Source organism: Bordetella tumbae (assembly GCF_965139195.1).
Classification (GTDB): domain Bacteria; phylum Pseudomonadota; class Gammaproteobacteria; order Burkholderiales; family Burkholderiaceae_B; genus Bordetella_A; species Bordetella_A tumbae.
Genome location: NZ_CBCSJH010000013.1, coordinates 70,693 through 84,395, shown reverse-complemented (window position 1 = coordinate 84,395; position 13,703 = coordinate 70,693). Strand labels below are relative to the sequence as shown.

Annotated in this window: 12 protein-coding genes; 5 read left to right on the top strand and 7 right to left on the bottom strand. The window is 58.4% G+C overall.

From position 1 onward, the window contains the following. Positions 1-33 precede the first annotated feature (33 nt). Both ACNA0J_RS15470 and ACNA0J_RS15465 read right to left on the bottom strand, forming a co-directional pair. A complete protein-coding gene (locus ACNA0J_RS15470) occupies positions 34-2,223 on the bottom strand; it encodes a phosphocholine-specific phospholipase C (RefSeq protein WP_415819766.1) in 2,190 nt (729 codons plus the stop codon). A gap of 37 nt (positions 2,224-2,260) precedes the next feature. Further along, entirely contained in the window at positions 2,261-2,446 is a 186-nt protein-coding gene (locus tag ACNA0J_RS15465) for a hypothetical protein (protein ID WP_415819765.1), read from the bottom strand. Between the two features lie 640 nt (positions 2,447-3,086). Between ACNA0J_RS15465 and ACNA0J_RS15460 the strand changes: the two genes are divergently transcribed. Then, positions 3,087-5,108: an autotransporter outer membrane beta-barrel domain-containing protein gene (locus tag ACNA0J_RS15460; protein ID WP_415819764.1), complete on the top strand. Its 2,022-nt coding sequence runs from the start codon at positions 3,087-3,089 to the stop codon at positions 5,106-5,108. A gap of 124 nt (positions 5,109-5,232) precedes the next feature. Here ACNA0J_RS15460 and ACNA0J_RS15455 read toward each other — a convergent pair whose 3' ends face one another. Then, positions 5,233-6,255 carry a C45 family autoproteolytic acyltransferase/hydolase gene (locus ACNA0J_RS15455; RefSeq protein WP_415819763.1) on the bottom strand — a complete coding sequence of 341 codons (1,023 nt, stop codon included), beginning with the start codon at positions 6,253-6,255 and terminating at the stop codon, positions 5,233-5,235. Between the two features lie 247 nt (positions 6,256-6,502). On the opposite strand from ACNA0J_RS15455, the gene glnH reads away from it, so the two are divergent. From glnH to glnQ, 3 genes are all read left to right on the top strand, one after another. Beyond that, positions 6,503-7,249, top strand: a complete 747-nt coding sequence (gene glnH, locus ACNA0J_RS15450; RefSeq protein ID WP_415819762.1) for a glutamine ABC transporter substrate-binding protein GlnH — start codon at positions 6,503-6,505, stop codon at positions 7,247-7,249. Between the two features lie 105 nt (positions 7,250-7,354). Then, on the top strand, positions 7,355-8,014 hold the full coding sequence (gene glnP / locus ACNA0J_RS15445; RefSeq protein WP_415804880.1) for a glutamine ABC transporter permease GlnP: 660 nt from the start codon (positions 7,355-7,357) through the stop codon (positions 8,012-8,014). Further along, a complete protein-coding gene (gene glnQ, locus ACNA0J_RS15440) occupies positions 8,011-8,739 on the top strand; it encodes a glutamine ABC transporter ATP-binding protein GlnQ (protein WP_415819761.1) in 729 nt (242 codons plus the stop codon). The genes glnP and glnQ overlap by 4 nt, the downstream gene beginning before the upstream one ends. A 6-nt stretch (positions 8,740-8,745) precedes the next feature. On the opposite strand, the gene ACNA0J_RS15435 is transcribed toward glnQ, so the two are convergent. From ACNA0J_RS15435 to gmk, 3 genes are read right to left on the bottom strand one after another with little or no spacing between them, the layout of a single operon-like run. Beyond that, positions 8,746-11,040 carry a RelA/SpoT family protein gene (locus ACNA0J_RS15435; protein ID WP_415819760.1) on the bottom strand — a complete coding sequence of 765 codons (2,295 nt, stop codon included), beginning with the start codon at positions 11,038-11,040 and terminating at the stop codon, positions 8,746-8,748. A 21-nt stretch (positions 11,041-11,061) separates the two neighbouring features. Continuing rightward, on the bottom strand, positions 11,062-11,265 hold the full coding sequence (gene rpoZ, locus ACNA0J_RS15430) for a DNA-directed RNA polymerase subunit omega (RefSeq protein ID WP_094821324.1): 204 nt from the start codon (positions 11,263-11,265) through the stop codon (positions 11,062-11,064). A 39-nt stretch (positions 11,266-11,304) separates the two neighbouring features. Beyond that, a complete protein-coding gene (gmk, locus tag ACNA0J_RS15425; protein WP_415819759.1) occupies positions 11,305-11,937 on the bottom strand; it encodes a guanylate kinase in 633 nt (210 codons plus the stop codon). A gap of 213 nt (positions 11,938-12,150) precedes the next feature. Here gmk and ACNA0J_RS15420 point away from each other — a divergent pair, with 213 nt between their 5' ends. Next, positions 12,151-12,924 (top strand): SDR family oxidoreductase, encoded by a 774-nt coding sequence (locus ACNA0J_RS15420; RefSeq protein ID WP_415819758.1) that lies wholly within the window; start codon positions 12,151-12,153, stop codon positions 12,922-12,924. Positions 12,925-13,016: 92 nt separating this feature from the next. On the opposite strand, the gene ACNA0J_RS15415 is transcribed toward ACNA0J_RS15420, so the two are convergent. Continuing rightward, entirely contained in the window at positions 13,017-13,622 is a 606-nt protein-coding gene (locus ACNA0J_RS15415; protein ID WP_415819757.1) for a C40 family peptidase, read from the bottom strand. Positions 13,623-13,703: the final 81 nt, after the last annotated feature.

Here is a 13,703-nt window from a genome sequence, read left to right as displayed (position 1 = left end):
GGCGAAACTTCACGGCGTTTCGCCCCGGTGTCATCAGGCTTGACCCATCTCGGGGTCCGAAACCGAGTCTTTGCCGTTCTCTACGTGACCGGCAAAGCGGCGCGACCAGCCCTTTGAATCGCCCGCGGTCACGACAAAGTCATACCAATTACCGCTGTCACCTAGCGCCCAGCTCAGTTTGCCGATTTTTCCAGCTTCGACCAGGCTCGTCCACGGACCATCCTGGTGATAGGCTTGGGCAACTGCACTGAATGTGACTGCGCTGTCGCTACGGTTGTATAGCTTGACTTGGACCTCTGGCGGTTCGCACAACTGATAGCAGACCTGGATTTCCAATCCGGATGTTGCCGTGTCGCGCAGATCGCCAATGAACTCGCGATGGTAGCCATTGGGACCCAGTATCCAGAAATGGTATCGGCCATTGTCTGCACTGACGTCGATGGCGTCATCGAGCTCCTTGCCGGCTTCGACCATATAGCGGCGCGGGATCTGGCCCAGGTGCAGCTTGTCGTATACATGAAACACCGCGCCAGCCTGGCCGCTATTGGCAAACGCCAGCGTGACTGTTCCTGCATTGACGTCGGGCTTGGCCGTCGTATGCAACTCGTACGGCAGGGCGCGCGAGGGCCGTGTGCCGGTTTCCTGACTCGGCAACGCAGGATCCACTGGCACCGGAATGGCCGAGGCGGATTCTTGTTGAACGACCAGTTCGGCCGCCGCGTCTTTGGTCGTGCTGCCGGCCAGCGTGGGCAGCGCCTCGCCGTTCGGGTTGGCGAAATTGAACGCCGTCGTAAGGTCGCCGCAGATCGCGCGGCGATAGGCGCTGATATTGGGTTCTTGTACGCCAAATCGCTTTTCCAGAAACAGCAGCGTCGACGTGTGATCAAACACCTGGGAATTCACCCAGCCGCCACGGCTCCAGGGGGATACCACCCACATCGGCACGCGCGGACCCGGGCCAAAGGGTTTGCCGTCTTGCGCAGGATGCGACGAAGAGGCTGGAGCATAGTTGTAGTACTCAAAGGCCATCTCCTTGTCGCTCAGCGTCGTTTTGCCAGCCAAGGAGCCATCATCACGAACCGACGGTGCAGACGGCGGCGGTAAGTGGTCGAAGAATCCGTCGTTTTCGTCGTAATTGATCAGCAAGACCGTACTGGCCCAAACCTCTGGATTCGACGTCAATGCATCCAGAACCTCTTGCATGTACCACCCGCCTTGGGCGGGACTGGAGGGGCCAGGATGCTCGCTGTAGGTCGATGGAGGAATGATCCACGACACAGCAGGCAGCGTGCCATTTTTCACGTCATCTCGCAGGCTTTGCAGCAAGCCATCGGGCATGGTGTTGCCAAAGCCCTTGGCCAGCGGGCTCAGCGCATCGTCGATGGCGGGATCATAGGCCGGCGAAATGGCGGGCAACGCCACAGGGCGGCGATCCGCAGGCATGACCTCCATGGCCTCGCGCCAATGGCGGAACGTCATGAGCTGATTGCAGCCGAAATTGTCGTCCAGGCTTTGGTAGACCTTCCAGCTGACACCGGCTTGTTCCAGGCGGTCCGCATAAGTGGTCCACGTCCAGCCTTCGGTCGACGGGCCGACATCGTTGCCGCCGTTGTACTGGTTGATGATAGCCGCGTAGTTATCGCCCGACGGGCCGTTCGTGCCGGTCCAGTAGAACAGGCGATTCGGGATCGTGCCTGTGTGCATGGAACAGTGATATGCATCGCACAGCGTAAAGGCGTCCGCCAGCGCCCGATGGAACGGGACTTCGGCGTTTTCCATGTAGGCCATGGACAGCGGTTGCTTCGCCACGGGCCAGCGGTTCATGCGGCCATGATCCCAAGCTGCCTGCGCGTCAGGCCAGGTGTGCGGGGTGCCGCCCGCGCGCTGTGCGTTGCCTATGCTGCTGTCCAGGTGATATGGCGTTTCGGTATTGCCGTTGGCGTCGGTCTGATAAAGCACATGACTGCCGTTTGCCAAAGGGATCGGATGACGATCGCCAAATCCGCGCACGCCGCGGAACGTGCCGAAATGGCTATCGAACGAACGGTTTTCCAGCATCAGCAACACCACGTGCTTGACGTCTTGCATGGTGCCTGTGACGGAGTTGGCTTCGATGGCCAGAGCGCGGCGGATAGACAGCGGCAGCGTCGAGAGGGCGGTCAATGCCGCGGTCGTGCCTAGCGAAGCACGCAGAAACCCGCGCTTGGAGGGATCAAATGACATGTTGGGTACGTGATTTCCGTGAATGAAAGAAGAGGGGTCAGGGCGCGGGCGCACAGTGAGCCTCGGCGGTGCACTCGGTCGAGCCGCCGGGAGGAGGCGTCGTCGTGTCGTCATCGTCCGAATCGCTATTGCTGCAAGCCGCCAGCAGGACCGCCAACGACAGACTCATTGCCCACGCAAGCTTGCGCGTATAGGGCCGTCCCTCAGTGTTACTTCGCATCATCGTTTCGTATCGCCTGGAAAGAGTGCGCGCACCCGCGGTGATCAGGCGAGAGTGCACACGTTGATAAGCCAGCTCAAAAACAGGGTCGGATTGCAATCGTCAGGGGCGGAAGTCTAGGCCTGAAAAAAGGCATTTTTTTGACAACGATGCATTGTTGTATTGCAGATTTTGGCGATTGGGTCGAGTGCTGTCTCGGCTCTGTCATAGAACAGGCTCGGCCTCCTATGAAGGATGAGGAGGGCGTCGATCCATGGCGATGGATTCGCTTAAGGCTTGGAAAGATGTTTTACAGAAGCCGAGTCTCATCGACTGCAACGCGGCGTTTGCGGTGGACGACGGTCTCAACGTTGTGAGGGCAGGAATAGTCTGATTTTGTTGAGGGGTCGTTTCTTAGGTATCTAAGTCGGTTCGGGGTGCGCTTTGGATGACATGAGACCCCTCAAAAACAGCGAAAAAATGAGATTTCGACACTAATAATCCGACGCGATTTATACGTGTTTTTATCAAACGGCCGGCATTTCATCTCTGCATTGATCGTGGCCAAATCTCGAGCATGATTTCTTCTTAGATGCAGGAATCGTCCGTTTTTTCTTGTTGAGATATCAAATTGCCTAGCCTTGTCGGGAGAGAAAGAGAATAAATGAATAAGGTCTTTAAGTTAGTCTGGAATCGCAGTCTGCACTGCTGGGTGGTCGTGTCAGAGTTGACGAAAAGCCGAGGTAAAAAGTCGGTCTCAATCGCTGCCTGTGCTTTGGTGGGTCCATTGCTGCTGCCGAATGTGGGGCACGCATTCACCTCTTGGAATTCGACAAATCAGATCGACGAATGGATGAATAAGACGTCGCCTGTGAACGGGACGTTCGCGCCTCAATTGCAAGATGACGCGTTTGTCTTCGATCAAGCCTTTGGTGCCGAGGGTACGCCGCTGACGAACTCATCAAACGAAATCGTGCCTGAACCTGCGACGTTTCCCGTACAGACCAATGTGACGTCGCAGTTCACTGCAATGACGATCTACAACAAGACCGAAACGTCCAATGCAACTGCGTCCAATACAACTGCGTCTAATACAACTGCGTCCGACATAACTCCTGTGTATGTCGACAAGGAGGAGAAGCAGCTGTACGGGCCCGAGACCAAAGAAGATGCAGCGAAAAAAGACAGAGCGCTCGAGGCAGACGCCAAAGCCGTCAATGGTACGTTTTCTAATGCATCGGAGGCTCTTAATGGTAGCGGCTCGTCCAACACAATCGCTCCGGGGGCCGACAAGATAATGCCCCCGTCCGCGGTTAACCACACCGAGGAAAAAGTCGAAGCAAAAACCGAGGAGATAAAGGCAGTCCCCGTGGTCGGCAATAGCACGATGCCTGATGTCCCGGTGGTCCCTGGCGATAGCGGAGTTTCCGACACACCCGTTCCGCATGTCGACGAGAACGGACTCCCATACTACGGGCCCCTTACCAAAGAACAAGCCGAGGCAATCGAAAAGGTCGCTGTAGCCGACGATGATACGTCGCCCGAGCCAATCGAGCAGGTTGAAGAGCATTCGGACGAGCAGCCCCCGAAACAGTCGGGCGAGGAGTCCGATGATGCGTCGAACGAACAGCAAGCACTCGAGGAGGAAACCCCGGACGTTCCGGCTGATGAGCCCGTGGTTGCGCCGGCACCTTTGCCCGCCGAGGCTTCGGCACCAGTGCCCGAGAAAGGCATCGTCGTTGTTGCTCCCCAGGCAGGCTCGTACAACAGCAACGCCTGGGCGGCCAACACGATGTTCCAGATGAACCTGAACGATCGCTTGGGCAGCTATTTCCAGGGCGAAGGCCATCCCCATCAGGGCAGTGCCTGGATCCGGTACAGCGGTTCGCACAGCGCTCTGAAAGACACATCCGGTCAGTTGCGCACCAAGGGTGACAAGAATACGGTCATGATGGGTGTCGATATGCTGGTGGATTCCACCAATGATCGCGATCAGGTGACGCTCGGTGTGATGGGTGGGTACGGCCACTATGATGGCAATACCAGTTCGAGCTTGGCTGGCTTTGGCAGCAAGGGCAAAGTCGATGGCTACGGTCTGGGCCTGTATGGAACCTATCAGCAGAATGCCGAAACTCAGCAAGGGGTGTACGTGGACAGCTGGCTGCTGTGGAACCAGTTCGATAACCACGTCAAGGGTAACGATCTGCCGAGCGAGAAATACAAATCAAAAGGCATGACCGCGTCGCTGGAGTTTGGCTACAACGCCAAGATCGCCGAACGCAATAACGTGAAGTACGTGTTGCAGCCACATGCGCAGTTGACCTATCAGCATGTACGCTCGGACAATTTCACCGACAGCACTGGCACCCGTATCGAGTTTCAGAACGGATCGCGCATGCGGACCAGTTTGGGCTTGCGCGCCGCTGCGCATATCCCAACGGGATTGACGTCTGTCATCACGCCGCACTTTGAGGCGAACTGGCTGCATTCCAGCAAGGGCTACGGTGTCCGTATGAACAATACCGATGCAAAAATGAATAGCGGACGCGATGCTGGCCAGTTGAAATTGGGCGTGGAGGGCAACATCAATCAGCGCATTTCGCTCAACGTCGAGTTGTTCCATAACCAGGGGACCGCGGGTTATCACGAAACCGGTGGCAACCTGATGGCGAAGTATCGCTATTAATCCGTGCGATAGGGCATAACGCCCGAGCTGCGTAATCAGCCGTCAAGATCATTGTTGATCTTGACGGCTTTTTTCGCAGTGAAGTGCGCCACAACGCTGAGCCGATTCATGTCGGTGCGATCCATCATTTGATGGCGAGGCTTTGTGCCGCTGTTGCTTTCCGATCGTAAACCTTCAGGGTGACGTGAGCGTCGTCCAGGGTAAATACCGCAGTTGCCAGGGTGTTTTCCTCGTCGGGGTCATCGGCTGCGCGGCGCAGAATAGGTAGGTTTCCTTCTTTATCGTGCAAGGCGGCGACGACGTCGCTTTCTGTGATGTCTTCGTGCCAGCTGTCCAGCAGACTTTCGATGCGGCTTTGACGTGAGCGGGATGACTCGGTGATGATCTGGGCAATGTCTTGGGTCGCCCCATGTACCAGGTGATTCGCATGTCCATATCGGCGCTGGACGGGCTCGATGGAGCACAGGCCAGGCATAGCCTCTATGCTGAACAAGCGCTTGTCGCCCGCCGCGCCCAACGTGTGATGAAACGCGCCGGCACGTGGCGTGTCGTGCAAGCGTGTGATCGCCTGATCCAGGGTCGTGCAGTCCAGTACGGCGCGTGCCAAAAACATACGCGGTACGCCCGCACGCCGGGTGCGCGTACGCAGATTATTGATGGTCTGGACAATCCCTGCGCGATTGGCGGCAAAGGTATGCCCAGGTAATGACCCCGGGTAATAGAAACTGACATAGCCCGGTGCATCATCGGGCTGTACGTCGACCACATGGCAACGTCCGTAAAGGTAGGGGTCACCATCCTCGTTATGGCCGATCCACCGAGTGCCATCGGGGCCGTGTATCGCAACAGAGGTGCAGCCGTCAGTCGTCTGATGCAACAGATCACCACGGCAGTTCCACAGCAGCAAATCCTCTGCAGGCATTTGCAGTCCCTCGACCATGCCTTCGAACTCTTGCCAGAGTTCAGGCAGGTTGCGCTGGATGTGTGCGGCGAGCTCCTGCAGATAGGCGTGACCGCGCCAGGGGCGTAACGCTCGCCAAGTTGTGCTTTGATCCAGATAGACGGACATCAGCGGGCGGGCGAGTTTTCCTAATGCGGCGCCAACTTGGCGGCGAGTACCCGTGATGCGTACAGGTTTGAACGGCATGAGTCGTCTCCGGCGTAGAGCGTCATCGAGGAAATAATCACACCCTATAGGATACTTTCCGCTGGATCTCCGCGATATTTCCGGTCAAGTTACATTTGGGGCCGGATCGGGCATTGGCGTCGTCCCTTATACGCTCATGGGGACGCATGAGTTAAGATGGATTACAGGCATGCAGCTATCCGTTGCAATGTGTTTATTGGCCTATCTGGATTTACCAGAGGTTCGTTGTCTCTACAGGAGCAGATCGATGATGAAACGCAAATTTGCCGCCGTGCTGATGGGTTTGAGCCTGATCGGCGCAGTTTCCACCGCCGCGGCCCAAGATAAAGAGCTGATCGTCGCCACGGATACGGCGTTTATTCCGTTTGAATTCAAGCAGGGCAGTACCTACACCGGTTTTGACATCGACCTCTGGGCCGCTATCGCCAAAGAGCTGAACCTGAAATACAAGCTGCAGCCGATGGATTTCAACGGCATTATCCCCGGTCTGCAGACGAAAAACATCGATGCGGCGCTGGCGGGAATCACGATACGGGACGATCGCAAACAGGTCATTGATTTTTCGGACCCTTATTACGAGAGCGGCTTGGCCATTCTGGTGGCTGACAACAATACCGATATCAAGGCCGCGTCCGACCTGGCGGGCAAAAGTGTCGCCGTCAAGACCGGCACCGCTACGGTCGACTTCATGAAAAAAGAGGTGCCGGACGCCAAACTGCGGCTGTTCCCGAACATCGATAACGCCTATCTCGAGTTGGCTACCGGCCGTGTCGATGCCGCCGTGCACGATACGCCGAACGTGCAGTACTACGCCAATACCGCGGGCAAAGGCCGGGTCAAAGTCGCCGGCACGGTCAAGAGCGGCGATTTTTACGGAATCGCGTTCCCCAAGGGCAGCGATCTGACGGCCAAGGTCAATCAGGCCCTCGCCACACTGAAATCCAACGGTCAGTATGACGAGATCTATACGAAGTGGTTTGGTAAAAAGCCCTAAATAGTTTGCTGAGCAGGCTGGGTGCGAGCGAGGCCGCTCGCACCCACGTAGCAGACGACGCGCGGGGCCAGCCGGGTCCGCGCCATCAAAATGAAGGGGAAGACCGTGCAATTCGACTGGTCTGTCATCTGGGCTGCCTTGCCCAATCTGCTCGACGGTACGCTGATGACCGTCAAAATCACGTTTTGGGGGTTGGTAGGGGGCTTTGTGCTAGGGGCGCTGGCTGGTGTCGCGCGTGCGTACGGACCTGCGATCCTCTCAGGCATTGCCCAGATTTACGTGTCGATCATTCGCGGTACGCCGATCGTCGTGCAGGTGATGTTCATCTACTTTGCCTTGCCGTTGATGATTCCAGGTTTGCGCGTCGATGCTATCTGGGCGGCGATCGCCACGTTGATCATCAACTCGGGTGCCTATATTGCCGAGATCGTGCGCGGCTCGTTGCTGTCGGTGCACAAAGGCCTGAAAGAGGCTGGCCAGGCCATGGGCCTGCCGTTTCACAAGATTCTGCTGCACATTATCGGGCCGGTGGCGTTTCGCCGCATGATTCCCCCACTGGGCAATCAATGCATCATCAGCTTGAAAGACTCATCGCTGTTCATCGTGATCGGCGTGGCCGAACTGACGCGCCAGGGCCAGGAAATCATGGCCAGTAATTTTCGTGCGGTCGAGATCTGGTCGGCAGTCGCGATCATCTATCTGATTCTGACCGGAGCGCTGGCCTTGGCCTTGCGTTTGGTCGAAAAAAGGATGCGCATCCTATGAGCATGGTCGAATTCCACGACGTCATCAAACGCTTTGGTGATACCGTCGTACTGAACGGCATCACCCTGAATATTGATGCAGGCGAAGTAGTGGTGGTGGTTGGACCCTCGGGCTCAGGCAAGTCCACGTTTCTACGCTGTATCAACGTGTTGGAAACGATCGAGGGCGGTGATCTGCTGGTCGATGGTTTGAGCGTGAAAGGCCCATCCGCACAGGTGCGCGAGATCCGGCGCGAGGCAGGGATGGTGTTCCAGCAGTTCAATCTGTTCCCGCAGATGTCGGCACTGGATAATGTCATGTTCGGTCCGGTCCATACGCGAGGGATGCCACGCCGGGAGGCGCGTACGCTGGCGGAGGATCTTTTGCGTAAAGTCGGCCTCGGCGAGCGGATGAATCACTATCCCTCGGAACTGTCGGGAGGGCAGCAACAACGTGTGGCCATAGCGCGCGCGTTGGCGATCAAACCCAAGCTCATGCTGTTTGACGAGCCGACCTCGGCGTTGGATCCTGAGCTGCGCCACGAGGTGCTCAAAGTCATGCGAGACTTGGCCGAGGAGGGCATGACAATGGTGGTCGTGACGCACGAGATGGAGTTCGCGCGTAAAGTCGGCAGCCGATTGATTTTCATCGACGACGGCAAGGTCGCTCATGACGGGCCGCCGGCGGAGCTGTTGTCCAATCCACCGAGCCAGCGCCTGAAAGACTTTTTACAGCACGTGGCCTAAAGTCGTTCAGGTCTTGACCCGAACGATTTTCTGGACTTGCGGCACATGCCGTATCGAACGGATCACCTGGGCCAGGTGTTTGCGGCTGTCGACCTGGATTGTCAGGTGCAGCGAGACCGTCGCGATGGCATCGTCATGCATGGTGATCTGCACGATGTTGGCGTCGGCTGCCGTGACCTCGGCGGCAAGCCGGCCCAGGACGCCACGTTCATTACGTGTAATAACATCCAGGCGTGTAGACAGGTGCTTGGCGGTATGTGCGTCCCACGCGACATTGACCCAGCGATCGGGTTCGCGGGCCCGTAAGCGCGTCGCGGTGGGGCAGTCTGCCGTGTGCACGACCAGGCCTTGGCCCAGGCGCAGGCCCGCGACGATGGGGTCACCGGGTAATGGGCCACAGCAGGAGGCCAACTGGACTGCCTGGCCTTCGTTGCCCTGGATCAGAATGGGCGCGCTGCGCGCCGAGGTGATTTCGTCGACGGCGGCGGCTGTCGTGGCGACCAATTGATGTTCGGGTGCGAAGCGTCGTGCAACGACGGCGGCCAGCCGCTTGCCCAAACCGATATCGGCCAGAATTTCGTCGCGAGAGCTCGCGCCCGTGCTGCGCGCGAGTTTTTGCCAGGCCGGGTCGTCCTGCGCAGGCAGGTTCAGATGCAGCTCTTGCAGGGCTTGTTCCAGCAGCCGCTCGCCAAAGGCGACCGATTCCTCGTATTTGACTGTACGCAGATAATGGCGGATCTCCGAGCGCGCACGGCCGGTGCGCACGTAGTTCAGCCATTGGGCATTGGGGCGTGAGGCGGGCGAGGTGATGACCTCGACCACGTCACCGCTGCTGAGCTCGGTGCGTAGCGGCACGAACTCGTTGTTGACCTTGGTTGCCACGGCCTGGTTGCCGATGTCGGTGTGGATCGCATAGGCGAAATCCACCGGTGTGGCGCCGCGTGGCAAGGAAATGATCTTGCCGCGAGGGGTGAATACGTAGACGGCATCCGGGAACAGGTCGACTTTGACATGCTCGAGGAATTCGCCCGAGTCGCCCGTCTGGCTCTGGATGTCCAGCAACGACTGCAACCACTGGTGCGTACGCTTTTGCAGGTCGTTCAGGCTGACGTCGGATCCCTTGTACAGCCAGTGCGAGGCGACGCCTGCCTCGGCAATGTGATGCATGTCGCGCGTGCGGAACTGGAATTCGACAGGCGTGCCATAGGGGCCCACCAGCGTCGTGTGCAGGGATTGATAGCCGTTGACCTTGGGGATGGCAATGTAGTCTTTGAACTTGCCAGGCACCGGGCGGTATAGCTGGTGCAGCGTCCCTAGCGCCAGGTAGCATTCCGGCAGCGTGTGCACGATGACGCGGAATCCGTAGATGTCCAGCACCTCGGAGAAGGATTTTTTCTGTTCGACCATCTTGGTGTAGATGCCGAACAGGGTTTTTTCTCGGCCAGAGACCTCGGCCTCGATGCCTGCGGCGGGCAGGGCGGCGCGTACTGCATCGCTGATCTTGCCTATGACCTCGCGCCGATTGCCGCGTGCAGCCAATACGGCCTTGTACAGGACCTGATAGCGATTGGGGTACATCGCCGCAAAGCACAAGTCCTGCAGTTCGCGGAACAGCACATTCAGGCCCAGGCGATGCGCGATCGGCGCATAGATGTCCAGGGTCTCGCGAGCGATGCGGCGGCGCTTTTCGGGGTTGACCGCATCCAGCGTGCGCATATTGTGCAGGCGATCGGCCAGCTTGATCAGGATGACACGCACGTCGCGCGCCATGGCCAGCAGCATTTTGCGAAAGCTCTCGGCTTGTTGCTGGGCCTTGGTCGCGAAATCCAGGCGATCGAGCTTGGACAGGCCGTCGACTAATTCGGCGACCTGTACGCCGAATTTTTCAGCGAGCTCTTGCTTGGGGATGCCTTGATCTTCGATGACGTCGTGCAGCAGGGCTGCCGACAACGCGTTCGCGTCGAGTTTCCAGGCCGCGCAGATTTCTGTCACGGCGATCGGGTGCGAGATATAGGGCGCACCGCTGGCACGGAACTGGCCCAGATGCGCCTGGTCGGCGAACCGGTAGGCCTCACGCACCCGCTCGACGTCTTTTTTGTCGAGGTAGCTGCCGATGATCTCGGTCAGCGGCGCAAGCGAGGCGACAGGAGAGGCGGGGGTATCTGAAAGCGTGCCGTCAGACGTCGTGCTGGAAAGCTCGACTGGCGAGTTTTTTTTGTCGGAACGGCGTCCGAGCCGTGATCCTGCTCGCAAGGCAGCGAGCAGGCCCGTAGAAGCGTACTTCAGCCGGGGAAAAGCCATGTTGCCGCCCCCTGGACTGGATCAGGTGGGGACTTTACGCAGCATTTCCAGGCCGGTATGGCCGCTGGCGATTTCGCGCAGGGCGGTGACCGTGGGCTTGTCTTTGCTGTCGATACGCGGGGCGTGGCCCTGCGCCAGCTCGCGAGCGCGATAGGTAGCGGTCAGCGTCAGCTTGAAGCGGTTAGGAATCTGATTCAGACAGTCTTCGACAGTAATGCGAGCCATGAGTTATACCTGGAACGGGCTGTGAAAAGGAGGATCGTCTCAGTGATCGGCCGGAATGCCCAACTGAGCGAACAGCGGAGCATGGCGAACGGCCTGAGACGAAAAACGTAGCCGGGCAGCACTGATCACCTGAGACAGTTCCGCCAAGGCTACGCTAAATTCTTGATTAATAATAACATATTCGCATTCCGGCGCGTGGGCGATTTCGCCGCCAGCTGCCAGCAATCGACGAGCGATGACTTGGGGGGCGTCTTGGCCACGGGTCTTGAGGCGATGTTCGAGTTCCTCGATGGACGGCGGCAAAATAAAAATGCCGATGGCTTGAGGAAAGCGCTGGCGGACCTGGCGAGCGCCTTGCCAGTCGATCTCCAGCAGTACGTCGCGGCCGTCCTCGGTAGCCTGATCGATCAGGTCCCGCGGAGTGCCGTAGAAATTGCCGTGCACCTCAGCCCATTCGAGCAGCGCCTGATTTTGGCGCAGGGTTTCAAACTGCTCTTTGGTGATGAAGCGGTATTCACGCCCGTCCACCTCGCCAGTGCGCGGCTCGCGCGTGGTGCAGGAAATCGACAAGACCAGTGATTTGTCATGGTCGAGCAAGGCCTTGACCAGGCTGGACTTGCCAGCGCCGCTGGGCGCGACCACCATGAACACATTGCCGGGGCGTTTTGACATAAATCGGATCGACAGACGGGATACAGGACGCGAAGAATAACAAATTCACGTTTTTAACTATTATATTTGGTCTCTGAGCCGGAGTCCCTGCGCCGGAGGATAGTGCCGCTGGTGTCCTCAAAGTGACGCAGGAAGATCACGGTTGTTTGTAACTCAAGTCGCGCGATTGCTTTAGGATTATGCGACGTAGACCCATACAGAGAGACGAAAAACATGCAGTCAAATGAGCAGACAAGCATTTCGCCAGTGGCGTTGGTGACGGGGGCAGGCAGTGGCATCGGCCGTGCCGTCGCGCTGGAGTTCTTGGCGCAAGGCTATCGAGTGGTACTGGCAGGCCGCCGGCGCGAACAGCTCGAGCAGACCCGTACCGCAGCAGGCGAAGACGGCGCACGCGCCTTGGTGGTGCCCACGGATGTCAGTGACGAGCAGGCCGTGCGCGAACTGTTTGATGAAATACAGCGGGCTTATGGGCGGTTGGATGTCCTGTTCAATAACGCCGGGCGCAATACGCCGGCAGTGCCTATCGAAGACCTGCCCGTGGAGGTATGGCGCGAGGTCGTCGATGTGAACCTCACGGGGATGTTCCTGTGCGCACAGGCGGCGATTCGATTGATGAAGGCCCAACAACCCGGTGGTGGCCGCATCATCAATAACGGATCGATTTCGGCATACGCACCCAGACCCTTGTCGATTGCCTATACCGCGACCAAGCATGCCGTGACGGGGATGACCAAATCCATTTCGCTTGACTGCCGCGAGTACGGCATCGCCTGCGGACAGATCGATATCGGCAATGCCGCCACGGACATGACCCAGCGCATGGCCGAGGGCGTGTTGCAGGCCAATGGTGAGCGCCGTCCGGAACCTCGTATGGACGTTGCGCACGTGGCCCATGCCGTTGTCTCGATGGCGAAGCTGCCCTTGGATGCCAACGTGCAGTTCATGACGATCATGGCGACGAACATGCCGTTTGTGGGCCGAGGCTGATTCGCGGGGATTCGTCTCTGCTTTGCTGCAATCAAAAGGGAGCCCGAGGGCTCCCTTTTGATATTCATTCGCCGTACTGGCTTGTGCGGGAATTACTGCCCCGTGTCGGCTTTGGCGATCAGATGGCCTTGGGGGACGGTGCTTGGCTCGATGTAGCGCCGCGCCGCGACGTAGTGGCGCGACCAATAGCTGTTGTCCAGGCTGTCGACGCGAACTTTCGAGCCGCGTGTAGGGGCATGGACGAATTGGTTTTGACCGATATAAATGCCCACATGGGAGACCCCGCGACGACGCATCGTCGCAAAGAACACCAGGTCGCCGGGCTTGAGCTCGGTTTTCTTGATGCCGGTTCCCTCGAGGCGCTGCGCGCGTGCCGTGCGAGGCAATTCCATGCCGACGATCTCGCGATAGACGAATTGCGTCAGGCCGCTGCAATCGAAACCGGCATCGGGGTCTTCGCCACCCCAGACATAGGGAGTGCCGATGGCATCCAGGCCGGCACGCACGACCATGTCGGACAGGCTGGGAACCGTAAGGGGATCAATCAACCGCAGGCCTTGCATCGAAGCGATGGCTTCGGGCGTATTCGTGGCGTGAGCGGTGGGGGGCCAAGAGAGGCCGAGAGCCAAAAGCGGCGCGGCCAGGAATGAGGGGAGGGCGGATAAATTAAGACGGACTTTTCGCGTCGGTGGAGTCATTGCGACACTTCAACTTTCGGAGTGGGGCGGGATGGCTGACTACGTCAAGCCGGCGAAAATGTGGTGCGCATACAACGCGTC

Bases quoted from the DNA above. Each gene is read 5' to 3' on its own strand.
- ACNA0J_RS15465 (WP_415819765.1), bottom strand. From the start codon at position 2,446: ATGATGCGAAGTAACACTGAGGGACGGCCCTATACGCGCAAGCTTGCG.
- ACNA0J_RS15435 (WP_415819760.1), bottom strand. From the start codon at position 11,040: ATGGCTTTTCCCCGGCTGAAGTACGCTTCTACGGGCCTGCTCGCTGCC.
- ACNA0J_RS15420 (WP_415819758.1), top strand. From the start codon at position 12,151: ATGCAGTCAAATGAGCAGACAAGCATTTCGCCAGTGGCGTTGGTGACG.
- glnQ (WP_415819761.1), top strand. From the start codon at position 8,011: ATGAGCATGGTCGAATTCCACGACGTCATCAAACGCTTTGGTGATACC.
- ACNA0J_RS15415 (WP_415819757.1), bottom strand. From the start codon at position 13,622: ATGACTCCACCGACGCGAAAAGTCCGTCTTAATTTATCCGCCCTCCCC.
- ACNA0J_RS15470 (WP_415819766.1), bottom strand. From the start codon at position 2,223: ATGTCATTTGATCCCTCCAAGCGCGGGTTTCTGCGTGCTTCGCTAGGC.
- glnH (WP_415819762.1), top strand. From the start codon at position 6,503: ATGATGAAACGCAAATTTGCCGCCGTGCTGATGGGTTTGAGCCTGATC.
- gmk (WP_415819759.1), bottom strand. From the start codon at position 11,937: ATGTCAAAACGCCCCGGCAATGTGTTCATGGTGGTCGCGCCCAGCGGC.
- ACNA0J_RS15455 (WP_415819763.1), bottom strand. From the start codon at position 6,255: ATGCCGTTCAAACCTGTACGCATCACGGGTACTCGCCGCCAAGTTGGC.
- rpoZ (WP_094821324.1), bottom strand. From the start codon at position 11,265: ATGGCTCGCATTACTGTCGAAGACTGTCTGAATCAGATTCCTAACCGC.
- ACNA0J_RS15460 (WP_415819764.1), top strand. From the start codon at position 3,087: ATGAATAAGGTCTTTAAGTTAGTCTGGAATCGCAGTCTGCACTGCTGG.